This window comes from Streptomyces sp. NPDC002446, assembly GCF_053595675.1.
Genome location: NZ_JBSFYC010000035.1, coordinates 43,440 through 66,772, shown reverse-complemented (window position 1 = coordinate 66,772; position 23,333 = coordinate 43,440). Strand labels below are relative to the sequence as shown.

Below are 23,333 nucleotides of genomic sequence, written 5' to 3'. Positions count from 1 at the left end.
CCTGGAGCACGGCGCCTGGGCTGCTTGTCCGAGGAGGCCCGGCCCGGTGTCGCTCGGAAGCTCACCGGCGCCGATGTACGGAGCGCGCGGAGCGAACAAGCAAGGGGGCGGGGCTGCCGTCGGAGGCCAGATGAATCTTGCGTGTCGGCCCGACCTCTGAGCGTCCCCCGACCCCTGAGCGTCCCAGGGCATCGTCTTCCGGGGTGTACAGGAACCCTGCTGTGGCGCCGCCGGGCAGCTGGGTCACCGACTATCGCTGACCTGCTCCAAGCCGCTCGTACACCGTGACCCTGCGACCGCGTACCTGCTTGTCTTCCACCACCGTGAAGTGCTCCTTCAGCACGGCGAGCTTCGCCCTGTCGCGCTCCGCCGAGACCGGCGTCGCCACCTCCGTTGCGTCCGTGACCAGCAGAATTCGCCGCTGGGCCAGCATCGCAGCCCGGATCCGGGCCGGACTGGCCTCCACCCCCTTCAACGTTCCTGACTGCTCTGGGCCTTCCATGAGCGCGATGTCTCTCAGACCGGTGAAGGCGTCAGGGGAGACCAACTCGGTGTCGCGGCGCGCCGCCGGTATGAAGAGCACCGCGGACCCGGTTTCCTTGAGGCGCCTCACGTCGGCGGCTACCGCCAAGACGTCGTCCACCCGGCTCGCCGGGGAGCGCTTGGCCAACGATTGCGGCAGCAGGGCCACCATCGCTACGGCAACCACCACGGGGAGGATCCACGTCGATGCTCTCGGCCACCGCGGTGTGGCCGACCGTATGGCCGCAGCCAGTCCCGCCCCGATCAGCAAGGCCAGCCCCAACATGCTGAACAAGATGTACCGGTCCAAGAACAGGGGCTGCATCAAGGAGACCCCGATCAGGGCGAGTTGCGGCACCGCCAGTAGTGGGAGCCCAACGGCCGCTGCCGAGAGTCGGCCCACCTGCGGCCGGTCCAGTAGGGCTCCGAGGCCGCCGATCGTCAGCAGGATTGCCGGACCGATCATCATGTGCCAGGTCAGCGGCGGTATCCAGGACACCTGGTCGGACTGGCTTCGGCTGAAGAGGATCAACGGCAGTACACCTGTCATGGCGGCTGCCGAGGTCGCCGCCCAGCGTGCCCACAGGCCGCGTGTGGACCGCGTCCAGACCAAAGTCGCCAAGTGCGCAGGCAGAATCAGCAGCGAGAGCCAGTTCAGCAGTCCGCACACCAGGACCGTCCCGCCGTACGCCACCCAGCAGAGCGCCCCGCCACGCCCGTCGAGCACGGTCACCAGCATCAGGGTCGAGATCGCGGCTCCGGCCGCTATCAGTGCGTAGGGGCGTCCCTCTTGGAGATAGAACTGCACGGCCGGCAGCAGCCCGAACGCCAGCCCTCCGCCCAAACCCGCCCAGGCTCCGGCCAGTCGCCGGCCGATGACCGCCACACAGGCCGCGGCCACCGCCATGGCCAGTACAGAAGGCAGCCGCAGAGTCGTGGTACTGGGCCCGAAGAACTCGAAGAGTCCGTGCATCAGCAGGTAATAGAGCCCGTGCACGACATCGACCTGACCCGACATGTGCCATATTTCCGCGGCGGACCGTTTCGCCACCTGCCAGGTCGCGGCCTCGTCCCGCCACACACTGTGCTGCCGGGACAACCCCCACAGGCCGAGGGCGAGGGTCCATAGCATCGGGATCAGCCACACGGGCGTACGGCGCCGGCAGACGGCTATATGGGCATTCATGGAGTTGTGCAGGCCCTCGAGGAAGCGGTGCGGACCGAAGTCAGCGCTCTACGGACATAAAGGAGAGCTACCGGACCCGCTGTTGTGTAGCGCAGAGCGCCGGAAAGGCGCGAAGTCCACACTGACCGGGAGGGTGGCAGGGGCATAGTCTGTGCTGCTTCTGAACTCCCTGACAACGGTTGATCATAGAGAGGAATGCCACTTCCCGGGGTTGTGGCCGGAAAGCACCCTCAGGATCCGGTGGTGACTTGCGGCCGATATCGCTGGAATTTCGGGCAACAACCACCAGCGAGTTCGGCGTCTTCCCGCTCCTGCGCAGCGCTTTCCCGGGTGTCGACGATAAATAGAAGACCGCATTCCGCAAAAGGACAGAAGGGTAGAAGGGCAGAAGGGGCAGAGGCTTCTTGCTGCTGCCTGCCCGAAAGTGCGCAGCCCCGGCCGCCCCGGCAAGGCCCGCCGCGAATACGACAACCGACTGGCGGCCGCGGCCCCGTGACCCCGTGACCGCGTGACCCCGTGGCCCCGTGGCCCACTGTCATCAATCGCAGAAATGATCCGGGACCCGAGTTTCGAGGGCGCTGAGGTGCGTACGGGGCAGGACTGCCGCCGGGTGTGCCCCCAAAGAGGCGTTCAAGGTTGATCTCAAGCTTGGTTGAGGTCCTAGCGTACGGCAGGCGCGTACTTGCCAACCGATGACAGGAGAAGACAGCGATGATCCTTGTGACTGGTGCAACCGGAAACATCGGAAGCGCCCTGCTGCGGCAGCTCCACAACGCACCGGGCGCCGCGCCCGTGCGAGGACTGACCCGTCATCCTGCCCGAGCCTCCTTCCCCGATGGGATCGAGGCCGTTGAGGGCGACCTCGCTCAGCCGTCCTCGATGACGCCCGGACTGGAGGGGGTGCGCTCGCTGTTCCTCCTGGCGGGCATGGGCGCAGAGGCCGATGTGCTCGCGGCCGCCCGGCAGGCGGGCGTGGAGCATGTGGTCTTGGTGTCGTCCATAACAGTGCAGACCCATCCGCACCTGGGCCCCGCGGCCGCGAACCTGGCCGTCGAACGGCTGCTCAAGGACAGCGGTATGAGCTGGACGATCCTGCGCCCGACACAGTTCGCCTCGAACGCACTGTGGTGGGCGACCTCGATCCAGGAGCGCCGATCAGTCCGGCTGCCCTATCCGGACATCGGGCTTCCCACCATCCACCCCGCCGACATCGCGGCCGTGGCCCGAGCGGCGCTGACCGAGCCGGGCCACCGGAATCGGACGTACGCACTGACCGGGCCCGCCCGCGTCACCCCCCGCCAGCAGGTCGAAGCCATCGGGACGGCTCTCGGCCAAGAGGTGTCCGTCGAGGAGAGCAATCGGGAGGAGGCGCACCGTGAGATGGCCTCCTTCATGGGGAGCCAGGTCGCAGACGCGGTGCTCGACCTGATGGGCGGGGACGTCAACGACGAACTGCTCAGGGTGCACGACACGGTCGCGCAGGTCACTGGCTCCCCCGCCAGGCCCTTCCAGCAGTGGGCTTCCGAGAACATCGCCGCATTCCGCTGACCCGGCCCCGCCGCGAGTGTGAGTGGCCTCGGACTGAGGAGCCGTTGCCGTTCAGGGGCGGTCCTTCGGGCTCAGCACGATCTGGGTCTGGGTGGTCTGGCCCACGAGTCGGTCCTTGTCGTCCCGTAGGTCGGTCTGCACCACTACGAGGGTGCCGCCGGTGTGCAGCGGGCGGGCCGAGGCGTGCACGGTTCCCTCGCGGACCGCCCGTAGGAAGTTGGTCTTGGACTCCACCGTCGAAGTGCCCGCGCCAGGCGGCAGGTTGAGGTAGGCGCACACCGCGCCGACCGAGTCGGCCAGGGCCATCAGCGCTCCGCCGTGCAGAGTGTCGCCGACGGTGCACAGTTCGGGTGACCAGGTCAGACTGCCCAGGACGCGTTCGGGTGCCGCCTCCTGGAGAGTGACGCCCAGGTGAACCGCCAACGGCATGGCGGCCAAGAGGTCGGCGGGGCGGGGAGCGTTCGTTGTGGATTCGGGCACAGCCATCTGCCTTTCCGAGGCTTCCGCAGCAGGTCCAGTTCGGCCGAGTGTGTCACCGCCAGTCGGCCGGAGTGATCATTTCGCTGGAAAACGATCGCACTTGAGCGGGAGGGCGTCGGCAGCACAGCGTTCGTCCTCCTCAGCCACATCCGTATCCGCAGCCACAGCCGCATCCGTATCCGCATCCATATCCGCAGCCACATCCGCCGAGTCACCAGCTCATGCACAACAGCGGCCCGCCGGAGGGAGCAGGCAGCGTGGGCTGGGCGCTGCATTTGCGCGCTCAGTGCATCGCGAGGTCCACGATGCGCTGGATCAGGTCGGGGTATGTCCAGCCGGTGCCGCTCGCTGCCAGCGGCAGCAGGCTTGTCGCCGTCAGGCCCGGGAGCGCGTTGACTTCGAGGCACATAGGTTCGCCGCTGGTGTCGCAGCGGAAGTCGGTACGTGAGTACGCGTCGCTGCCGAACCCCAGGGCCTGGTGCGCGCGCAGGGCCAACTGCTGTAGCCGGGAAGCGAAGTCGGCCGGGATCCGGGCCGGGCACACTTCGCTGACCGCCCCGGGCTGGTACTTGGCCGTGTAGTCGAACAGTGGCGTCGTCAGCTCGATCTCGACCACCGGGAGCACCTGGTCGCCGACCACGGCCACGGTGAACTCCCGCCCCGGAAGGAACGGCTCCACCAGCAGTTCACCATCACCGGAGCGCACCTCGGACGCAACCTGTGCCAGCTGCGACAGTGAGTCGACCCGGTGCACCGACACGCTCGAACCGTCCGCAACCGGCTTGGCCACCACCGGCCCGGCCGCCACCAGCCGCTGTACGTCCTGCGGCGCCTCGCCCGTCCCAGGCCGCCGCCACAGCACCCGCTCGGCCACCGGCACACCTGCCGCGCCCAGCACCGCCTGCGCCCGCCCCTTGTGCCAGCCCGCCGCACAGACCGCGCTGCCCGCACCCGTGAACCGTACGTCGGCCATCTCCAGCAACGCCTGGACATGTCCGTCCTCGCCCCAGCCTCCGTGAAGTGCCAGGAACACCAACTCCGCGCCGCGCAGCAACTCCAGGACCGGACCGCCGGTCAGCGCGGCGTGCATGCGCCGCCGCAGCTGATGCCGGTCTGCGAGGGTCGGCGGCTCCTTTCCCACTGCGAACTCGTCGACCGCATCGCCGGGTCGCAGCGGGCCGGCCAAGACCGGCGCCTCAGCCGCCGGGTCGACCAGCACCGCCTCATGTCCCCGCTCCAGCAGCGCCCGGGCTACCGACCAGCCCGACGCCAGGGAGACGTCGCGCTCCGGGCTCTCGCCACCGCACAAGATCACAACACGCATAGCGATTCTGTCGCCTGTCTCCGGCCGGTCTCGCACTGCGCCAGAGTCAGCCGGTCCGCTCGGGCGCCGTATGGGTAGCGGTCAGTCAGCTCTGTTGCGGTACTGGTGGTACCGGATATGACGACGAGTTCAAGATCATCAAGTTTTCAGGGTTCGGGAAGGGTGCGAAGCCGACCTTCGAGTAGACCTCGTGGGCATCGAGAGTGGAGAGCAGGACGCGCTTGAGCTTGTAGGGCGCGAGGTGGTCGCACACGGCGCCGGCCATCCAGGTGCCGAGGCCTTTGCCGCGGTGCGCAGGAGCGACGTAGACGTCGCACAGCCAGGCGAAGGTCGCCCAGTCGGTGACGACACGGGCGTAGGCGACCTGGGAACCCGCGGTGTCGTAGATCGCGAAGTTGGCGGAGCCGCGTATCGACTGTTCGACGGTCTCCCGGCTGCGACCCAGTGCCCAGAACGCGTCAGTCGAGAGCCAGTGGTGCACCAGGGCGACGTCGAGACGGTCCGGGTCCGTGGAGAGCTCGTAACCGTCTTCCCTGCTCGTGATCATGGTCAGGCAGCCTAGCGGTCGTGATTGGATTTTCCAAGCACCCACTTGGGTAAACCAAGTACATCAAGTGCATCAAGTGCATCACCGCGCCTCCGTGCCTCCCCTCCGTGCCTCCGGGCGGCCGGGCGGCGTCGTCATGGCCCCAGGGCACACGACGTCGCCCGACCGCCAGTCGAAGCAGTACCTACGGCGCCAGTCGACGCAGTGCCTGCCGCGCCAGTCGACGCAGTACCTGCCGTGCCAGTTGGCCGGGCCGGAAGGATTCCCGTCAGCTGCACTGCCAGGTGAACATCGCGCGGTCGAAGCGGCGTTCGGCCAGGTCTTCGGGGCGTATGAGCCAGTAGAGGGCGCCGCAGTCGCCCCACATCATGTCGGCGTCGTCATCCGTGTCGAACTGCGCGAGCAGCACCCAGCGGAGGGCTTCCTCCTTGATGCGCGGGTCATCCCACGGCGGGCTGCCCAGGGCGCCGCGGGCGACCTCGGACTCCACCTCGTCCTGGACCGGGTGCGCGTGGCCGCCGATGCGGTGTTCGGTGCCTTCGGAGTGGTCCCACAGGGCTTCCTGGAAGTCCTCGTTCCACAACGGGTGGTCGTCGGGCATCGGCGCGAACTCCCGGTACACCAGCGGGTGCCAGAGGTACGGTGCCGTCGTCTCCACGCGTGCGGTCAGCGGCACTTCGGGGTACGGCCGCACGCCTTCCGGGGCGGCCCGTTCGGCGACGGGGACGTCCGCCGGTACGTACAGCACGCGTGCTCCCGCCCAGGAGTCGGGTTCGTCGGGCGCGACCACCGCACAGCCGTCGTCCAGTTGACCGTCGAAGTAGAAGAAGGCCAGCGTGCCGTCTGTCGGCAGGGCGATGTCGAGGGTGGCGGAGGGAAGCGCGGCGCAGTCGACTGCGGCTATGAAGGAGAGCGGGCCGTGCCCCTCCCAGACGGGCCACTCCTCACTCCCGGGCAGCTCCGGCAGGCCGCCTAGGCGGCCGACGACTGGATCCGTACCGGTGTCCGCGGACTTCTCCAGGCGCAGGCCCGGCCGCAGCAGGCCGATCCACCGCTCGGCGATCTCGCCGGGCAGGTGCTCTCGGGCAAGCGTGTGCAGGACTTCGACGGTGCTCTGTGTCATGGAATCGATGATGCACCGGACCACTGACAACGGACCGCCGCGCGCACCCCAACCAGCCTCCGACCGCCCCGTCCGTCAGCTCCCGAGCGTGCCGCGGCGGTGCCCCTGATCAGGCGTCGCGGGTCGTGTCGAGTTGTGCGGCGAGGCCTCCCAGCAGCATGCGCAGGCCCAGTTCAAAGCCGCGGTCGTCGAGTGCCGTGGGGGACGGGTCGACGTCTGCGGCGGCTTCGAGGGAGTCGGCCAGTGCGGGGTAGTGGGGGCGGTAGTCGGACGGTGGGCGGGTGAAGCCGGCGGCGTAGGTCTCCAGGGCCGAGCCCATCACCAGGAAGTCGAGCGCCGCGGCGGTCTCGGCGGCGAGTGCGGGGCTGCAGCCCGCGCGGATCAGGGTGGCGAGCAGGGCGTCGTACTCGCGGAGGGCGCCCTCGGTGTGCACGGCGCGGCGGGCGACCAGGGCGATGGCGTTGGGGTGGCGCTGGAAGACCCGCCGGTAGCCGCGGGCGTAGGCGGCGATGCCCTCGGGCCAGGGGGTGTCGTGCAGCGGGGTGTGATCGATTTCGGCGTCGAGCAGATCGCTGACGGCGTCCAGGATGTCGTCCTTCGATCCGATGTGGTTGTACAGCGAGGCGCCGCGGACGCCCAGCCGGTCGGCCAGGGCCCGCATGGTGAGCGCTTCGTAGCCGCGGTCGTCGATCAGCTCAAGCGCCGCGCGCGCTATGGCCGTTCTGCTCAGCAATGCCTGATGTGGGCGCCCCACGGCATCTCCCGCTTCCCTTCGGATTCCTGGTTTCTCAAGGTTACTCAGCCGCAGGGGCTTCACAGAGCGGCCGGGCGACCCTACGTTCGCCGACTAACAAAGTTAGTTTTAGTCGATGAGCGAGCCGAGGTACCGCCATGCCCATGCCACTGCCCCCGCCCCTCTCCCCCACCGGCAGCGGTGACAGCGACGCCGCCCGTCTTGAGTCGCTGGGGTACAGACAAGAACTCCGCCGCGGCCTGAACATCCTGGGAAACATCTCCATGGGCTTCGCCGTGGTCTCTCCGGTGGTCGCGCTGTACGCGGTCTCCATGATCGGCACGATGATCGCCGGGCCCGCGTGGGTCTGGGCGCTCCCCCTCGTCCTGGCCGGGCAGTGCCTGGTGGTCAACGTCTACTCCGAGCTGACCTCCCAGTGGCCGCTGGCCGGTGGGCCCTACCAGTGGGGCCGCCGGCTGATCGGGCCCCGGTTCGGGTGGCTGAGCGGCTGGGTGTGGCAGTTCGCGGTGATGTTCGGGAACACCACCGTCGCCTATCTGGCGGCGCCCTGGGTGTTCGCGCTCATCGGGGTGACGCCGTCACCCAGCGCGATGGTCGCCGTCTCGCTGGCGATCGTGCTGCTCTGCGCGCTGATCAACGCGTACGGCATCACCATGCTGAAGTGGTTCGTATCGGCGGGGATCGCGGGCGAGGCGATCGCCTCGGTGCTCGTCGGGGTGTCCCTGCTGCTGTTCTTCCGTAAGCACTCCTTCTCGCTGTTCACGGACACCTTCGGGGCGGAGGCGCTGTCCGGCGGGTCCGTGCCGGTGGCGTTCCTGACCGTGCTGGCCGTGGCGGGGTGGGCGTTCATCGGCTTCGACGCCTGTGTGTCGACGGCCGAGGAGACCAGGGACGCCGGCCGCCGGGTGCCCCGGGCCATGTGGTGGGCGCTGTTGTCCGTCGGCGCCGTGGTCATACTCAACGCGGTGGCCGTCGCCGTCGCGTACCCGAACACGGCTGCCGCGGTCGCCGGCGCGGACACCGACCCGGTGACCACCGCCGTGGTGACCTCGTTCGGCTCCTGGTCCGACAAGCCGTTCGTGCTGGTCGTCCTGATCAGTTTTCTCGCTTGTGCCATGGCGTCCCAGGGCGGTGCCGCCCGCGGGCTGTACTCGCTCGCCCGCGACGACGTGTTCCCGTTCTCCCGGCAGGTCCGCAGGGTCAACAAGCGCCAGGCGCCCATCGGCGGTCTGATCGCCTCGACGCTCGTCTCCGGCGCGGCGCTGCTGCTCGGGCTGAACGCCACCGCGATCGGTTCGCTGATCGCCTTCGGCACCGCCGCCACCTTCGTACCGTTCTTCCTGGTCACCGCGGCCGCCCTGATCGCGCGGCGCCGCGGGAGGTGGGTGCCCGGCGGCCACATCCAGCAGGGCCGCAAGGGCACGGTCCTCAATGTCATCGCCGTGGCCTGGACCGGCTTCGAGGTCGTCAACGTCGCCTGGCCGCGTGCGGTGCTCGCCCCACCGGGAGCGCCCTGGTACCAGATCTGGGCCGCACCGCTCGGCGTCGCCGCGGTCCTGGGCGCCGGGGCCGCCTACCTGATGATCCGTCGGCCCCAGGACAAGATCCCCGCCACCGAGCTGCAGAACGGCACGGAAGGCGCCCCCCGAACAGGCCGTGAGCACGCCGAGAGCGCGGCCGAGCCCGAGTCCCAGAACGTCACGTGAGGAGAGCAAGCATGAGCAACGCACCCCGACCGACCCGGAACCTTGGGCTCAGCCGACGGGGCTTCATGGCGGCCTCTGCGGTTGCCGCCACCACGGCCGCCTTCGCCGAGGTCAGCACCGGGCGCGCGAACGCCGCCACCTACGACGGCACCGCCTACACCGTGCCCGGTGAGTGGGCACCGCACGCGGGCTGCATCATGGCCTTCCCCTGGGACGCCGGCAACAACTGGGGGCAGAGGCTCCCGGCCGTCCAGAGCGAGGTCGCCGAAGTGGCCCGGGCCATCGCGCAGTTCGAGCCGGTCACCATGGTGGCCAACACCGGGATGGGGGATTTCGTACGGCAGCAGGTCGGTCCGACCGTCGATGTCATCGAGTACCCGATCAACGACTGCTGGCCGCGCGACAACGGGCCGGTCTTCGGCGTCGACCCCAGCGGGCGGCGGCTCCTCGGCCTCGACTTCCGGTTCAACGGCTGGGGAGAGAAGTTTCCGCACGACAAGGACGACGATCTCCCGACAGGCGTCTGCGACCACCTGCGGGTGCCCCGGCTGCCCGTCGGCATGGTCTTCGAGGGCGGCGCGCTCCTCCAGGACGGCCAGGGCACGATCATCGGCACCGAGGAGTGTCTGCTCCACCCCAACCGCAACCCCGACATGACCAAGGCCCAGATCGAGGCCGTGCTGCTGGACGCCTATCAGGCGAGCAAGATGATCTGGCTGCCGTACGGGATGTACGGGGACACCGTGACCAACGGGCACGTCGATCTGGTCGCCGCCTACGCCGGACCGGCCCGCCTGCTGATCAATCTGCCGTCCGACACCGGTGACCCCAACCACGCGCGCCTGAGCGAGAACAAGAGCGTGCTGCAGGCCAGCACGGATGCCCGGGGCCGCGGCTTCCAGCTGACGGAGATGGATCAACTGCCCAAGTTCACGGTGGGCACGGACGAGGTGATCACCTTCAGCTACACCAACTACTACCCCACCGCCACCGGTGTCGTGGTGCCGACGGCCGATCTCCCGGCGTCCGATACCGCGGCGCTGGGCATCATCCAGTCCCTCTTCCCGACGAAGCAGGTCGTCGGCGTTCCCGCCACCACGCTCGCCTGGGGCGGTGGCGGCGTCCACTGCATCACCCAGCAGATCCCCAGGACGACCTGACCCGCGCGTACGGGACGGGAGGGTTCCCGTACGACATAGGCGCCAAATAGCTTGACTGTGGGGTGAGTTGGGGGCCGATACTCCACGGGAAGACTGGCGAACAGGGGACGGGGGCTGCCAGTGGGCGGGGTGCGGGACGGTGAGGCGCAGCGGGGCCGGGAGTTGGCTCGGGAGGCCGTGCGGCGGTTGGCTCCGGAGGAGCTGGCGCTCTTCGAGGAGACGGCCGAGGCCTACTTCGACGGTCTGGGGCGGGTGGAACGGAAGGCCCGGCAGGAACCCCTGGGGATCGGCATCGATGCCGTCGTCATCGGCACGCTGACACAGTTCGCGCTGCCGGTCGCGGCGGCCGTTGCGGGGAACATCGTCACCGACGTCATGCGCCAGGAGCGCCGGCGGGGCTGGTGGCGACGGCGGCGGACGCGACGGGACGGTGGCGGGGACGGCGGTGCGGACAATCCGTTCGCCGCGCCCGGCGCCGTACGCGCCGTGGAGCCGAACGCTCCGCAGACCTCCCGGGCCGAGGAGCTGGCGCGGCTGCGGCGGATCGCCTACGACCGGGCCGCCGCCCTGGGGTTGCCGCCCGCGCAGGCGGGACTGCTGGCGGACGCCATCGTCGGCGGGGTACAGGCGCTGCCGGAACCGGACCGGGAAGAGAACACCCCATGAACGCCGCGCCGGCTCCCCCGACCGGCGCTCCGGTGGGCATGCCGCATCCGTTCCGCATGCCGTCGGGGACCTCGCTGCGGTTCGCGCTGCTGATCCTCAGCACGTCGACAGCCATGGCGGTGGCCATCGGCGGGGCGTTCAGCACGGCGGCCTACTTCGGGCTCGGCGGCGATGTGGACAGCATCTCCCACGCCCTCGAATGCGCGGCCGAGAACTTCGAGGACATGGCCGCCGATCCCGGCGAGATCAGCCGCAGATGCCTGTTCCCGGACTTCGGCAACAGGACCGCCGTCGAACTGGCCGCCCTGGGAGCACTGTGGCTGGTCGTCGGCATCGTGTACTGGCTGCTGCCGGGCTACCGGCTCCGCCGGCGCCGTCTGCGTCCCTTACCGGCCGACGGATTCGCGGACATCCGCGGCACGCTGGAGGAGCTGGTGGCGCTCGCCGAGCTGCGGTGCCGGGTGCGCTTCGTCGTCGCCTGGCGTGATCTGCGCCCCACCGGGCTCGCCTTCGGCCGGGTCGGTCGGCGTTATGTGATGCTCAGTGCGGGACTGCTGCAACTGCATCGGCGGGATCCTGAGGCCTTCCGCGCCATCGTCCTGCACGAACTGGCGCACCTGCGCAACCGGGATGTCGACGTCGCCTTCCTCACGCTCATCTGCTCCCGGCTGTTCGTCGCCGCACTCGCGGCTCCCCTGGCCGTCACCGCACCGGTGGCGTTGCTGGTCGCGGCGGTGTTGATGCCCGGAGGGCTGCTCTACCAGCTGCTGTTCGTCCTCGCCCAGTGCGCACTCGCGGCCACCGTCGTCCTCACCAGCACCGCGGTACTGCGCAGCCGCGAGCTGTACGCGGACGCCCGGGTCGCCGTGTGGACCCGCGGGGCCCACTCGCTACGACGCGTCCTCGCCGCCCAGCACGGCCATGAGCAGGGCGGCGGCCGCCGCCGGCCTGCCTACCTGCGCTCGCATCCCACGGCCGGAAAGCGGCTGGCGGCACTGAGCGACACCCGGCTGCTGTTCGACTTCGGCCCCCGGGAGGCGTTCGCCCTGGCTCTGACCTGCTCGCTCGTCTACCAGCAGGAGGCGCAGTGGACCGAGGATGCGACCCATCTCGCCGACCCCAGCAGCCCGCTGTCCGCCGTCGTGCCCGCCGTCTTGCTGGGCGGTGGCGTGGCGATGGGCATCTGGCGCGTGACGCTGGCCGCACGGCTGAACCACGGTCGCTGGGCCGGCGCGCATCGCACCGGGCTCGCCATGGCGGCCGGACTCATCGTGGGTACTTTCGGGGACAGTTCGCACCACACCGCGCTGGCCCTCGGCATCGCCAACTCGCTGCCGGTCCACCTGTCGTGGTGGCTGATCCTCGGGGTCGTCGGCTATGGATTCGTGCGGTGGAACGCCGCGACGGCCCGTGCGTGGGCGCCCGTTGTGCTGGCCGGCCGGCGCCCGCTGCTGCTGGTCGTCGCGGGGTGCGCGGTCGGCGTCGCGCTGCTGAGCGTCTGGCTGGGGCAGGCCTACGCCGCCCGTACGCCCGGCTTCGGTCTGTTGCCGCTGCCACGGCCGCTGAATCTGCTGCCGACGCCGCTGGACCACCTTGGGTTCGTGTTCTCCACGGCCGTCGTGATGGCGCCGCCGTGGTGGGTCATCGCTCTGGTGGCGTTCACCGCCGGGCTCCCGCTGGCCGCCCGTCTCGGCGGACGGCTCGGCGAACGGCTCGACGGGCGCGCCCGCGCCGGAACGCCCGGCGCAGGACCGGAACGGTTTCTGCTGCAGCCCGTTTCGGCGGAGAACTCGGCGGCAATCGTCGCTCCGCCGCGGCTGCGGCCCTTGCGGGCCTTGGCACAGGGCGTGGTGTTCGGCGCCGCCGCCGGGCTGGGCCTGTGGCTGTGGCATCTGTTCTGCGCCGTGGTCCTCCCCGGGCCGATCGTGTGGATCGGTGCGGTCTTCACCTTCTACGCGGTGGCGTGCGCGGTGTTGCTGCAGCTCGCCGTCGGCTTCGTCGTCGCATGGCGACACGCGCCCGGCGAACTGCGCGCCCTGCACGGGGTTCTCGGCGCCCTCGGCGCGGGACTGCTGCTGCCGGCCGCCGCCTTCACCGCACGCGCCCACTTCGCCTGTGTGCTGTGGGGCACCGATAACAAGGCCTGCCGTGTGGCGCCCGATCTGGCGCCGGCGCTGAGCCCGGACCTGAACATCGCCGCCTGGACCGCCGCGCTGGCCTTGCTTCTCGTACCGGCCTGGGTCGCGCTGCGCGATCGCGGGCGGCACTGAGCCCGTGTCCCTTGACGTTGAGGGCGGCGGGAGGGGAGTCAGGGGGCAGAGGTGGCCGGTCAGGAGCATCGGTCGGCCAAGAGCATCGGTCGGCCAAGGGCATCGGTCCGGCACGGCCCTGCGCATCCAGTCGTACGCCGGTCTGCCCCATCGGGAGCGCCTAGAAGCTGAAGCTCATGAACGCCCCGTATCCGCCCGCGGCTGCCTCGGCGAAGAACGCGACGGTTTCCTCATAGGAGCGTTCGAGCCAGTCCAGCTCGCCGGGTGGGTATCCTCCCCGTTCCTTCGTCATCCGTTCCGGGTCGTAGTGGGCCGCGAGCCGCTCCCACGGGGTCGCCCGGAGCTCGCATGCCACGCTCTGGATCTGCTCCGCGGTCCAGCCGAACAGGGTGCCGTCCTCCAGGATCTGGAACCCGTCCATAAGGAAATCGAGCCCCGCATCCGCCTCTTCGAGCAGGAACTGAACGCCGGCCCACGCTTTGTCCGGGCCGCCGTGCGGACGATCCCCCCTTGAGAGGGCGTCGCTGTCGTAGAGCGCGTAGACGTATTCATCGGCCCAACTCGGTTCTCGCTCTGCCCTGTCCAGCTCCTGCGTTGTCGCGCCGATGAATCCGATGCTCACGCCCATGAAAAGCAATCCCCCTGAGTTTCCTGAGTTTCCGGCTTGTTCGATCCTTTGCTCGGACAACGACGCGAGTGTTCCACATGGTTCTGACACACAGGTTCCGGCCAGCGGCGAACGGCATGTCACGTTTCTCGGGGGCTCCCCCGTCCTAGAGGCGGACAACCGCCCGTCGTTCTCGCGCAGAAGGAGACTTTCGTGTTCGCCGTCTACCTCGTGGTCACTTTGCTCACCTCGGCCGTCAACGGCTTGGCCGCGATCGCCAATTTCATCGGTCACGAGTACCCCAAGAGCCAGGCAGACAAATTGCGCGTGCCTCGCTCCTGGATGCGCCCGCTGGGCGCGCTGTTGGCGGCGGGCGCGCTGGGGCTGCTGGCCGGGTTCGCTGCGCCGGTGCTGGGCACGCTCGCCGCCGCCGGTCTCGTGCTGTACTTCCTGGGTGCGCTCTGGGCCCATCTGCGAGTCCGTGACTACCAGTTGGGCCCCTGGGCGGTGTTCTTCTGCCTGCCGGTGGCTGCCTTGGCCGTGAGCCTGGCCTACCACGGCTGAGGAAACGGCTTTGCGCCCCTGTACAGCCGGCGAGGATGCTGGCTGTCGGAGGTGCTGAAGGTGATCAGCGTGGTGTTGAAGCTGTCAGTCCGTGATCTGGCGCATAGGGACCTGGCGTCGTGCGGGTGGGCCGGGTCCGACCACCATCTGGCCGGTGTCGCCAGGCAGTTGGCGCGTGCTCGGGCCGGTGAGGTCGACTACCTCGCGGTCTGCGCCGCTACGGACATCCCTGTGGCGAAGGGCGGCGTCGACTACCAGGTTGCGGAGGGCGTCGGCACGCTGTGGCAGCTCGCCGTCCACCCCGCGTTGCAGTCGCACGGGATCGGCACGTTCCTTGTCGAAGCCGCGGAACTGCGGATCAGGAACCGCGGCCTGCGGCAGGCCGAGCTGGCGGTGGAGGAGGACAACCCCCGGGCGCGTGCGCTGTACGAACGCCTGGGCTATGTCGCGTACGACCGTCGGCCGGACTCGTGGGAGGAGCAAGCCCCTGATGGATCGTTGCGCCTCCGCGAAACCATGTGCACGTTGATGCGGAAGGAACTCTCGTAGGCTCCGCCGCCTTCAGGCGTGTGGACCTGTGGCAGAGGTGGTGCGGAGCAGGTAGCCGGAGAACCAGGTGGGAAAGGCCCGTCGCAGCGTGCTCGGGCCGGTCAGGGTGACGGCCCCGGAGCGCAGGAGCGGTGCCCATGAGGTCTCGCCGCCGCAGGCACCCATCTCCCACACGCTCGGCTTCACGCTCGTCGGCGCCGAGCCCGGCAGAGCGGTCTTCGAAGGCGGCGCCGGCGAGCATCTGTACAACCCGATGGGCACCGTGCACGGCGGCTATCTGACCACCCTGCTGGACTCGGCGCTCGGCTCCGCGGTCTTCAGCCGTCTGCCCGCCGGTACGGGCTACACGACCGCGCAGCTCAACGTGCATCTCATCCGGCCGGTGACCGCGCTTACCGGCAGGCTCCGGGCGACCGGCACCGCCGTCCACGTCGGGCGCACGCTCGGCACCGCCGAAGCCGAGGTGATCGGCGTCGACGACGGCAAGCTGTACGCACACGCCACCACCACGTGCGCGATCTTCCCCATGCGGTGAAGACGGCGCACGGGTGATCGCCCGGAGCCCAGTCCGGCGCCTGCGCCTGCGCCTGCGTCCGGAACTCGCACCGTTGCGTGCGACGGGATCGGACATCGCCGCGCCGACCGCGACGCGAGGCCGCTCAGGCGATCTCGACGAGGAGATCTCCGCCCTCCACCTGCTGGATCTGGTTGATGGCGAGCCTGGCCACCCGCCCGGCCTTCGCGGCGGTGATCGCGGCCTCCATCTTCATCGCCTCGATGGTGGCCACCGTGGTGCCGGCCGCCACCTCGTCGCCCTCGGCCACCGCGAGCGTCACCACTCCGGCGAACGGTGCGGCGACGTGCCCGGGGTTGGACCGGTCGGCCTTCTCGGTCACCGGGACGTCGGCGGCCGCCGCGGTGTCGCGTACCTGGATCGGCCGCAGCTGGCCGTTCAGGTTCGACACCACCGTGCGCATCCCGCGTTCGTCGGCCTCGGCGATGGCCTCCAGCTCGATCAGGAGCCGTACGCCGGGTTCGAGGTCGACGGCGTACTCCTTGCCGGGACGCAGCCCGTAGAAGAAGGCCTTGCTGTCCAGCACGCTGGTGTCGCCGTAGGCCTGACGGTGTGTTTCGTATTCGCGGGCCGGCCCGGGGAACAGCATCCGGTTGAGCGTCGCGCGCCGGTCCTTGTCCAGTCCCCTGCGGTCGTCCACGGTCAGTTCCTGCACGGGCTTGGGGGCGGCGCGGCCCTCCAGCGCCCTGGTGCGGAACGGCTCGGGCCACCCGCCGGGCGGATTGCCCAACTCGCCGCGCAGGAAGCCGATGACGGAGTCGGGGATGTCGAACTCGTTCGGCCGCGCCTCGAAGTCCTCCGGTGTCACCCCGGCGCCGACCAGATGCAGGGCGAGATCGCCGACCACCTTGGACGACGGGGTGACCTTCACCAGCCGGCCGAGGATGCGGTCGGCGGCGGCGTACATGGCCTCGATGTCCTCGAAACGGTCGCCCAGGCCGAGCGCGACCGCCTGGGTGCGCAGGTTGGAGAGCTGCCCGCCGGGGATCTCGTGGTGGTAGACGCGGCCGGTCGGCGCGGCCAGGCCCGCCTCGAACGGCGCGTAGATCCTTCGGACGCTCTCCCAGTACGGCTCCAGGTCGCCGACCGCCTTCAGGTCCAGTCCCGTGGGCCGTTCGGAGTGGTCGGTCGCCGCCACGATGGCCGACAGCGACGGCTGCGAGGTGGTACCGGCCATGGACGCCACCGCGCCGTCCACCGCGTCCGCGCCGGCCCGGATCGCGGCGAGATAGGTGGCCAGCTGGCCGCCCGCGGTGTCGTGGGTGTGCAGGTGCACCGGCAGGTCGAACTCGCGGCGCAGGGCCGTAACGAGCTTCTCGGCGGCCGGAGCGCGCAGCAGCCCTGCCATGTCCTTGATGGCCAGGACGTGGGCGCCGGCGGCCACGATCTGCTCGGCCAGGCGGAGGTAGTAGTCCAGCGTGTACAGGCGCTCGGACGGGTCGGACAGGTCGGAGGTGTAGCACAGAGCGACCTCGGCGACGGCCGTTCCGGTCTCCCGTACGGCGTCGATGGCGGGCCGCATCTGCCCGACGTCGTTGAGCGCGTCGAAGATCCGGAAGATGTCGACACCGGTGGCCGCGGCCTCCTGCACGAAGGCGTCGGTCACCTCGGTCGGGTACGGCGTGTAGCCCACGGTGTTGCGGCCGCGCAGCAGCATCTGCAGGCAGATGTTCGGTACGGCTGCGCGGAGTGCGGCCAGGCGCTCCCAGGGGTCCTCGGCGAGGAAGCGGAGGGCGACGTCGTACGTGGCGCCGCCCCAGCATTCCAGGGACAGCAGCTGCGGCAGGGTCCGCGCCACCACGGGGGCGACGGCGAGCATGTCCTTGGTGCGGACCCGGGTGGCGAGCAGCGACTGGTGGGCGTCGCGGAACGTGGTGTCTGTGACTCCGATGGCCGGGGACTCGCGCAGCCACCGGGCGAAGCCTTCCGGGCCGAGCTCGGCGAGCCGCTGCCGGGAGCCGGCGGGCGGTTCGCCGGCGGGTGTGGGCGGCAGTTTGGTGACCGGATCGATCAGCTCGGGCCGTGTGCCGTGCGGCTTGTTCACCGTCACGTCGGCGAGGTAGGTGAGCAGCTTTGTACCGCGGTCGGCGGAGTGGCGCGCGGTGAGCAGATGCGGCCGCTGTTCGATGAACGACGTGGTGACCCGCCCTGCCTGGAAGTCCGGGTCGTCCAGCACGGCTTGCAGGAACGGGATGTTCGTGGCCACGCCGCGGATGCGGAACTCAGCCACGGCGCGCCGGGCCCGGCCGATGGCGGTGCCGAAGTCCCGGCCCCGGCAGGTGAGTTTGACCAGCATGGAATCGAAGTGGGCGCTGATCTCCGTACCGGCGTGCGTGGTGCCGCCGTCCAGCCGGATCCCCGAGCCGCCGGGCGATCGGTAGGCGCTGATGCGGCCGGTGTCCGGGCGGAAGCCGTTGGCCGGGTCCTCGGTGGTGATGCGGCATTGCAGCGCGGCACCGCGCAGGACGACCCTGTCCTGCGTGAGGCCGAGGCCCGCCAGCGTCTCGCCGGCGGCGATGCGCAGCTGCGCCTGTACGAGGTCGACGTCGGTGACCTCCTCGGTCACCGTGTGCTCGACCTGGATGCGCGGGTTCATCTCGATGAAGACATGGTTCCCGTCGCGGTCGAGCAGGAACTCCACGGTGCCCGCGTTGCGGTAGCCGATCTGCCGGGCGAACCGCACCGCGTCGGCGCAGATCCGTTCGCGCAGCGCGGGGTCGAGGTTCGGGGCGGGCGCGAGTTCGATCACCTTCTGGTGCCGGCGTTGCAGCGAGCAGTCGCGTTCGAAGAGGTGGATGACATCGCCCCGCCCGTCGGCGAGGATCTGCACCTCGATGTGACGGGGGTCGACGACGGCCTTCTCCAGGAAGACGGTGGAGTCGCCGAACGCGGAGGCCGCCTCGCGGGCCGCCGCCTCGATGGCCTCGCGCAGCATCGCGGGGTCCTCGACACGGCGCATTCCGCGCCCGCCGCCGCCGGCGACCGCCTTGACGAACACGGGAAAGCCGATGTCGTCGGCGGCACGGACCAGTTCGTCCACGTCGCTGGAGGGCGCCGAGGAGCCGAGCACCGGCACGCCGGCCGCGCGGGCGGCGGCCACCGCGCGCGCCTTGTTCCCGGTCAGTTCGAGCGTTTCCGCGCTCGGCCCGACGAACGTGATGCCCGCCTCCTCGCACGCGCGCGCCAGGTCGGGGTTCTCGGACAGGAACCCGTAGCCCGGGTACACCGCGTCCGCTCCCGCCCGGTGCGCGGCACGGACGATCTCCTCCACGGAGAGGTAGGCCCGTACCGGGTGCCCCGGCTGGCCGATCTCATATGCCTCGTCGGCCTTGAGCCGGTGCAGTGAATTGCGGTCCTCGTGCGGGAAGACGGCAACGGTCTTCGCGCCCAGCTCGTAGCCCGCACGGAACGCGCGAATCGCGATCTCACCACGATTGGCGACCAGCACCTTACGGAACATTCTCGATCCCTTCAGCCTGCCGGTGACGACACCATGGTGTCGGCGGGGCCACTGCCATGCCATGTCACCGGGCACCGGCCTGCCCACGGTTGCGTCCCTACCGCCGCTTCACTTCCCCCTCCTCTCCCCCTCCTCGGATTCTTGACCGGACGCTCTCTTTCTTGACCGGACGCTCTCTGTACGTGTCGTACGGCCCTGGCTAGCCTGAGTCACTCCGAGTGATTCGGGTGACGGGGGTGCGTCATGGGGGAGCCGCCCGAGGATGCTTCTGAGGATGTACAGCGGTCCTCCGGTGAGCGTCCGTCTTCCGAGGGGCATCCGTCTTCCTCCGAGGGGCGTCCGTCTTCCGGTGAGCGTCCGTCCTTCGCCGAGCGGATTCACCTTGAAGCGCAGGCGGCCGGCAACGCGCAGGTCAACCAGGCTGGTCGGGACGTCCACATACACAGTCACGACGGTGTGCGCCGGATCCGCCGGGTCGATTCGGGCACGGTGGTGGACGAGTGCCCGTACCCGGGCTTGGCGGCGTTCGGGCCGGAGAGCGCGCGGTGGTTGTTCGGGCGGGACCGGCTGATCGCCGGGCTGACCGCCCGGCTGGACGGTCGCCTCCACGACGGGGGCCCGTTGATGGTGGTCGCTCCTTCCGGGGCCGGCAAGTCGTCGCTCTTACGGGCGGGGCTGGTGTCGGCGCTGGCAGGCAGCGCCCTGCCCGGCTCCCGGCACTGGCCGCGTCTGGTGTTCACCCCGACCGCCCGTCCGCTGACGGCCTTCACGGCCTCTCTCGCGGCGGCTCTGCGGGCGGACCCGGAGACCGTGGCCGCGACCGTGACCGGCGGGCCCGAGGAGTGCGTGGCCATGCTGCGCAGGTCGGGCGTCCGGCTGGTCGTGATCGTCGACCAGTTGGAGGAACTGTTCACCCTGTGCACGGACGATCAAGAACGGCGCGACTTCGTCGACTTGGTCTGCCGGCTGGCCGAACGAGGCCCCGGGCGCGCCCTCCATCGCGACACCCCCGGCACACCCCACCGGGAACTCCACCACGAGGGCCAGGGCGACCTCCACCACGAGGGCCACGGCGACCTCAGCCGCCCTCTCCCCCACGCCCCCGTCGCCCTCGTCGTCTGCGGTCTGCGCGCCGACTTCTACGGCCCCTGTGCCGACCACCCGCTGCTGCGCGCCGCGCTCCAGACCGACCAGGTCTTCGTCGGGCCCATGACATCCGACGAACTGCGCGAAGCCATTCAGTACCCGGCCCAGGACGTGGGTCTGCAGCTTGAGCCCGGCCTGGTGGAGGTGCTGCTCCGCGACCTGGGCGCGGTCAGCGTCGCGGGCGATGCGGTCGGGTACGAGGCCGGGCGGCTGCCGCTGCTCGCCCACGCGCTGCGGACCGTCTGGCAGCAGCGGCACGGTCACATCCTGACCGTGGACGGCTACCGGGCGACGGGCGGCATCCATCACGCCGTCGCCAACACGGCGGAGGACGTGTACACCCGCCTCTCGCCCGCCGACCGGGACATGGCCCGTACGCTCTTCCTCCGTCTGGTCAAGATCGGTGACGGCAGCGATGACATCCCCCGGCGCAGGGCACGCAGGGATCTCGTGGAAGGGATCGATTCCGCCCGGGCCACCGCAGTGCTCGACGCGTTCGCGAAGGGCCGGCTGCTCACTCTCAAACAGCACACGGTCGAAATCACCCATGACGCCCTGCTGCGTGCCTGGCCGAGGCTGCGTACCTGGATCGACACCGACCGGGCCGGCAATCTGATCCGCCAGGACCTGGACGACGCGGCCGCCGACTGGGACCGCGACCGTCGGGACGCCACGGCGCTCTACCGGGGCAGCCGTCTGGAAGCCGCGCGTACGTGGGCGGCTGCCCATCCGAACGAGGTGAACCCCACCGCTGAGGCGTTCCTGCTAGCCGCCGGGCGGCAGAAGCGCCGTGCCACCGTTCTCCGTCGCACCGCGGTCGCTCTGCTCGCGGTGCTGGCCCTGTTGGCTTCCGGCGCCGCGTTGTACGCGTTCGAGCAGCGCGACACCGCCGTCTTCAACCAGGTCACGGCGGAGTCCGACCAACTGCGGAACGTCGATGTCTCCCTTTCCGCCCAGCTCAGCCTTATCGCCCATCAGATGCGGCCCGGCGATCAGGAGGTGTACACGGACCTGGTGGGGGCGGGGAACGTCCCGCTGTCCATGCCCTTGACCGGCCATGGCAATCAGGTCACCTCGGTGGCGTTCAGCCCCGACGGACGCACCCTCGCCAGCGCCAGTGACGACCACACGGTGCGGCTGTGGGACATGGCGTCTCCCCGGCAGGACATGGCGTCTCCCCGGCAGCACGGGCAGCTCAAGCAGCCCGACCCTGCCGGGCGCCCCAAGGCTCTGGGGCGCCCGCTCGCGGAGCACACCCGGGCCGTCAACACGGTGGCGTTCAGCCCCGACGGACACACCCTCGCCAGCGCCGGCAAGGACCGCGCCATCCGCCTGTGGGACGTCACCGACCGGGCCCGCCCCCGGGCGCTGGAGCGTTCCCTCGCCGGCCACACCGGCGCCGTCACGTCCGTGGCGTACAGCCACGACGGACGCACCCTCGCCAGCGCGTCTGAGGACCGGACCGTACGCCTCTGGGACCTCCGCGACCGGGCGCGTCCCCGCGCGCTCGGCCGCCCTCTCACCGACCACGTCGGCACTGTTGATTCGGTGGCGTTCAGCCCCGACGGACATACGCTCGCCAGCGCCGGCGAGGACCAGACGATCCGGTTGTGGGACCTCGGCGACCGGGCCCGTCCCCGCGCAGTGGCCGATCCCCTCACCGGCCACGCCGGTGCCGTCAAGTCGGTGGCGTTCAGCCCGGACGGGAAGTCCCTGGCCAGCGGCAGCGCCGACCGCACCGTCCGCCTGTGGGACGTGTCCGATCCCGCCCGTGCGACGCCCCTGGGCCAACCGCTCATCGGCCATACCCGCACCATCTACTCCGTCGCGTTCGGCCCGGACGGGCACACCCTGGCCAGCGGGAGCAACGACAGCATGGCGCGGCTGTGGAACGTCGCCAACCCCCTGCGTCCGACCCCGCTGGGCCAGCCCTTCCCCGGCCTGACCGGCCACTCCAGCACCGTCCGCGGTGTGGCGTTCAGCCCCGACGGGCGCATTCTGGCCAGTGCCAGCAACGACCACACCGTACGGCTGTGGAGTGCGACCCCGACTCCCCTCACCGGCCACTTGGCCGACCTTGAATCGGTTGCGTTCAGCCCCGACGGGCACCGCCTCGCGACCGCCAGTGACGACCACACGGTGCGTCTGTGGGACGTCACCGACCCGGGCCGCCCCAGGCAGTTGGGCTCCCCGCTCACCGGCCATACGGACGTCGTCGAGTCGGTGGCCTTCAGCCCCGACGGACGCCTCCTCGCCAGCGCAAGCGACGACCGCACCATCCGCTTGTGGAACGTCACCGACCCGGCCCGCCCCACACCCCTGGGCCGCCCCCTGAGCGGCCACTCCGACACCGTCTCGTCGGTCGCTTTCAGCCCCGACGGACGCCTCCTCGCCAGCGGCAGCAACGACCGCACCGTCCGCCTGTGGAACGTCACCGATCCGGCCCGCCCGCGGCAGTTGGGCGCGCCGCTCACCGGCCACACCGGCAAGGTCTACTGCCTCGCCGTCAGCCCCGACGGACACACCCTCGCCACCGCGGGCAACGACCGCACCACCCGCCTGTGGAACATCACCGACCCGGCCCGCCCCACGCCCCTGGGCCGTCCCCTGAGCGGCCACTCCGACACCGTCTTCGCCGTCGGGTTCAGCCCGGACGGCGACACCCTCGCCACCGCCGGCGCCGACAGCACCATCCGCCTGTGGCGGGTGACCGACCCGGCCCACCCCCGCCACCTGGGCCAACCCCTCACCGGCCACACCGGAGTCATCTACTCGATCACCTTCAGCCGCGACGGACACCAGCTCGCCAGCGGAAGCGCCGACGGCTCCGCCCGACTGTGGAACGTGAGCGACCCCGCTCACCCCGCAGCGGTGGGACACGCCCTCAACAGCCATAGCGGCACCGTCAGTTCGGTGATGCTCAGCCCCGACGGACAGACTCTCGCGACCGCCAGCGCCGATGGCTCCGCCCGATTGTGGGGACTGGATGTCGACAAGGTGATCCGACGGATCTGCGCGACCACCGGCAACACCCTCACCCGGGAGCAGTGGCAGCGCTACCTTTCACGGGATCTTCCTTACGAACCGCCTTGCGGATGACCGGTCATTGCTCGTCATTACTCGCCATTGGTCGTCGTTGGTCGTCGT

The 23,333-nt window shown here is 70.1% G+C and carries 17 protein-coding genes; 9 read left to right on the top strand and 8 right to left on the bottom strand.

Translation table 11 applies throughout. The features are described from left to right. Nucleotides 1–250: 250 nt before the first annotated feature. Complete coding sequence (locus tag ACWD6P_RS20885; RefSeq protein ID WP_451445615.1) at nucleotides 251–1,708, bottom strand: glycosyltransferase family 39 protein; 1,458 nt, start codon at nucleotides 1,706–1,708, stop codon at nucleotides 251–253. 711 nt (nucleotides 1,709–2,419) lie between these two features. Between ACWD6P_RS20885 and ACWD6P_RS20880 the strand changes: the two genes are divergently transcribed. Continuing rightward, the gene (locus tag ACWD6P_RS20880; RefSeq protein ID WP_451445614.1) at nucleotides 2,420–3,256 is read left to right on the top strand and encodes an SDR family oxidoreductase; all 837 of its coding nucleotides are present in this window, start codon (nucleotides 2,420–2,422) and stop codon (nucleotides 3,254–3,256) included. Nucleotides 3,257–3,307: 51 nt separating this feature from the next. Here ACWD6P_RS20880 and ACWD6P_RS20875 read toward each other — a convergent pair whose 3' ends face one another. The 5 genes from ACWD6P_RS20875 to ACWD6P_RS20855 all read right to left on the bottom strand — a co-directional run bounded on the left by ACWD6P_RS20875 (nucleotide 3,308) and on the right by ACWD6P_RS20855 (nucleotide 7,484). Continuing rightward, entirely contained in the window at nucleotides 3,308–3,742 is a 435-nt protein-coding gene (locus ACWD6P_RS20875) for a PaaI family thioesterase (RefSeq protein ID WP_451445613.1), read from the bottom strand. 277 nt (nucleotides 3,743–4,019) lie between these two features. Continuing rightward, a complete protein-coding gene (locus tag ACWD6P_RS20870; protein WP_451445612.1) occupies nucleotides 4,020–5,060 on the bottom strand; it encodes a D-alanine--D-alanine ligase family protein in 1,041 nt (346 codons plus the stop codon). Nucleotides 5,061–5,145: 85 nt separating this feature from the next. Then, a complete protein-coding gene (locus ACWD6P_RS20865) occupies nucleotides 5,146–5,607 on the bottom strand; it encodes a GNAT family N-acetyltransferase (protein ID WP_451445611.1) in 462 nt (153 codons plus the stop codon). 268 nt (nucleotides 5,608–5,875) lie between these two features. Further along, nucleotides 5,876–6,730 carry a YwqG family protein gene (locus ACWD6P_RS20860; protein WP_451445610.1) on the bottom strand — a complete coding sequence of 285 codons (855 nt, stop codon included), beginning with the start codon at nucleotides 6,728–6,730 and terminating at the stop codon, nucleotides 5,876–5,878. A gap of 109 nt (nucleotides 6,731–6,839) precedes the next feature. Beyond that, complete coding sequence (locus ACWD6P_RS20855) at nucleotides 6,840–7,484, bottom strand: TetR/AcrR family transcriptional regulator (protein WP_451445609.1); 645 nt, start codon at nucleotides 7,482–7,484, stop codon at nucleotides 6,840–6,842. Between the two features lie 137 nt (nucleotides 7,485–7,621). On the opposite strand from ACWD6P_RS20855, the gene ACWD6P_RS20850 reads away from it, so the two are divergent. The 4 genes from ACWD6P_RS20850 to ACWD6P_RS20835 all read left to right on the top strand — a co-directional run bounded on the left by ACWD6P_RS20850 (nucleotide 7,622) and on the right by ACWD6P_RS20835 (nucleotide 13,286). Next, nucleotides 7,622–9,190, top strand: a complete 1,569-nt coding sequence (locus tag ACWD6P_RS20850; RefSeq protein WP_451445608.1) for an APC family permease — start codon at nucleotides 7,622–7,624, stop codon at nucleotides 9,188–9,190. 11 nt (nucleotides 9,191–9,201) lie between these two features. Continuing rightward, complete coding sequence (locus ACWD6P_RS20845) at nucleotides 9,202–10,350, top strand: agmatine deiminase family protein (protein WP_451445607.1); 1,149 nt, start codon at nucleotides 9,202–9,204, stop codon at nucleotides 10,348–10,350. Between the two features lie 129 nt (nucleotides 10,351–10,479). Continuing rightward, entirely contained in the window at nucleotides 10,480–11,016 is a 537-nt protein-coding gene (locus ACWD6P_RS20840) for a hypothetical protein (RefSeq protein ID WP_451445606.1), read from the top strand. Then, nucleotides 11,013–13,286, top strand: a complete 2,274-nt coding sequence (locus ACWD6P_RS20835; RefSeq protein WP_451445605.1) for a M48 family metalloprotease — start codon at nucleotides 11,013–11,015, stop codon at nucleotides 13,284–13,286. Before ACWD6P_RS20840 ends, ACWD6P_RS20835 begins: the two co-directional genes overlap by 4 nt. Before the next feature lie 160 nt (nucleotides 13,287–13,446). Here the strand turns inward: ACWD6P_RS20835 and ACWD6P_RS20830 are convergent, their stop codons facing one another. After that, nucleotides 13,447–13,914 (bottom strand): DUF1877 family protein, encoded by a 468-nt coding sequence (locus ACWD6P_RS20830; RefSeq protein ID WP_451445604.1) that lies wholly within the window; start codon nucleotides 13,912–13,914, stop codon nucleotides 13,447–13,449. A gap of 192 nt (nucleotides 13,915–14,106) precedes the next feature. Here ACWD6P_RS20830 and ACWD6P_RS20825 point away from each other — a divergent pair, with 192 nt between their 5' ends. From ACWD6P_RS20825 to ACWD6P_RS20815, 3 genes are all read left to right on the top strand, one after another. Then, nucleotides 14,107–14,457, top strand: a complete 351-nt coding sequence (locus tag ACWD6P_RS20825; protein ID WP_451445603.1) for a DoxX family protein — start codon at nucleotides 14,107–14,109, stop codon at nucleotides 14,455–14,457. 60 nt (nucleotides 14,458–14,517) lie between these two features. Then, nucleotides 14,518–15,006: a GNAT family N-acetyltransferase gene (locus tag ACWD6P_RS20820; RefSeq protein ID WP_451445631.1), complete on the top strand. Its 489-nt coding sequence runs from the start codon at nucleotides 14,518–14,520 to the stop codon at nucleotides 15,004–15,006. Nucleotides 15,007–15,073: 67 nt separating this feature from the next. Next, nucleotides 15,074–15,541: a PaaI family thioesterase gene (locus tag ACWD6P_RS20815; protein WP_451445602.1), complete on the top strand. Its 468-nt coding sequence runs from the start codon at nucleotides 15,074–15,076 to the stop codon at nucleotides 15,539–15,541. Between the two features lie 124 nt (nucleotides 15,542–15,665). Here the strand turns inward: ACWD6P_RS20815 and ACWD6P_RS20810 are convergent, their stop codons facing one another. After that, on the bottom strand, nucleotides 15,666–19,040 hold the full coding sequence (locus tag ACWD6P_RS20810) for a pyruvate carboxylase (RefSeq protein ID WP_451445601.1): 3,375 nt from the start codon (nucleotides 19,038–19,040) through the stop codon (nucleotides 15,666–15,668). Nucleotides 19,041–19,496: 456 nt separating this feature from the next. Here ACWD6P_RS20810 and ACWD6P_RS20805 point away from each other — a divergent pair, with 456 nt between their 5' ends. Continuing rightward, nucleotides 19,497–23,285, top strand: coding sequence for an nSTAND1 domain-containing NTPase (locus ACWD6P_RS20805; protein ID WP_451445600.1), 3,789 nt, complete (start codon nucleotides 19,497–19,499; stop codon nucleotides 23,283–23,285). Nucleotides 23,286–23,333 lie beyond the last annotated feature (48 nt).

Coding starts and splice junctions, on each gene's coding strand:
- ACWD6P_RS20885 (WP_451445615.1), bottom strand. CDS start 1,708: ATGAATGCCCATATAGCCGTCTGCCGGCGCCGTACGCCCGTGTGGCTG.
- ACWD6P_RS20880 (WP_451445614.1), top strand. CDS start 2,420: ATGATCCTTGTGACTGGTGCAACCGGAAACATCGGAAGCGCCCTGCTG.
- ACWD6P_RS20875 (WP_451445613.1), bottom strand. CDS start 3,742: ATGGCTGTGCCCGAATCCACAACGAACGCTCCCCGCCCCGCCGACCTC.
- ACWD6P_RS20870 (WP_451445612.1), bottom strand. CDS start 5,060: ATGCGTGTTGTGATCTTGTGCGGTGGCGAGAGCCCGGAGCGCGACGTC.
- ACWD6P_RS20865 (WP_451445611.1), bottom strand. CDS start 5,607: ATGATCACGAGCAGGGAAGACGGTTACGAGCTCTCCACGGACCCGGAC.
- ACWD6P_RS20860 (WP_451445610.1), bottom strand. CDS start 6,730: ATGACACAGAGCACCGTCGAAGTCCTGCACACGCTTGCCCGAGAGCAC.
- ACWD6P_RS20850 (WP_451445608.1), top strand. CDS start 7,622: ATGCCCATGCCACTGCCCCCGCCCCTCTCCCCCACCGGCAGCGGTGAC.
- ACWD6P_RS20845 (WP_451445607.1), top strand. CDS start 9,202: ATGAGCAACGCACCCCGACCGACCCGGAACCTTGGGCTCAGCCGACGG.
- ACWD6P_RS20835 (WP_451445605.1), top strand. CDS start 11,013: ATGAACGCCGCGCCGGCTCCCCCGACCGGCGCTCCGGTGGGCATGCCG.
- ACWD6P_RS20830 (WP_451445604.1), bottom strand. CDS start 13,914: ATGGGCGTGAGCATCGGATTCATCGGCGCGACAACGCAGGAGCTGGAC.
- ACWD6P_RS20810 (WP_451445601.1), bottom strand. CDS start 19,040: ATGTTCCGTAAGGTGCTGGTCGCCAATCGTGGTGAGATCGCGATTCGC.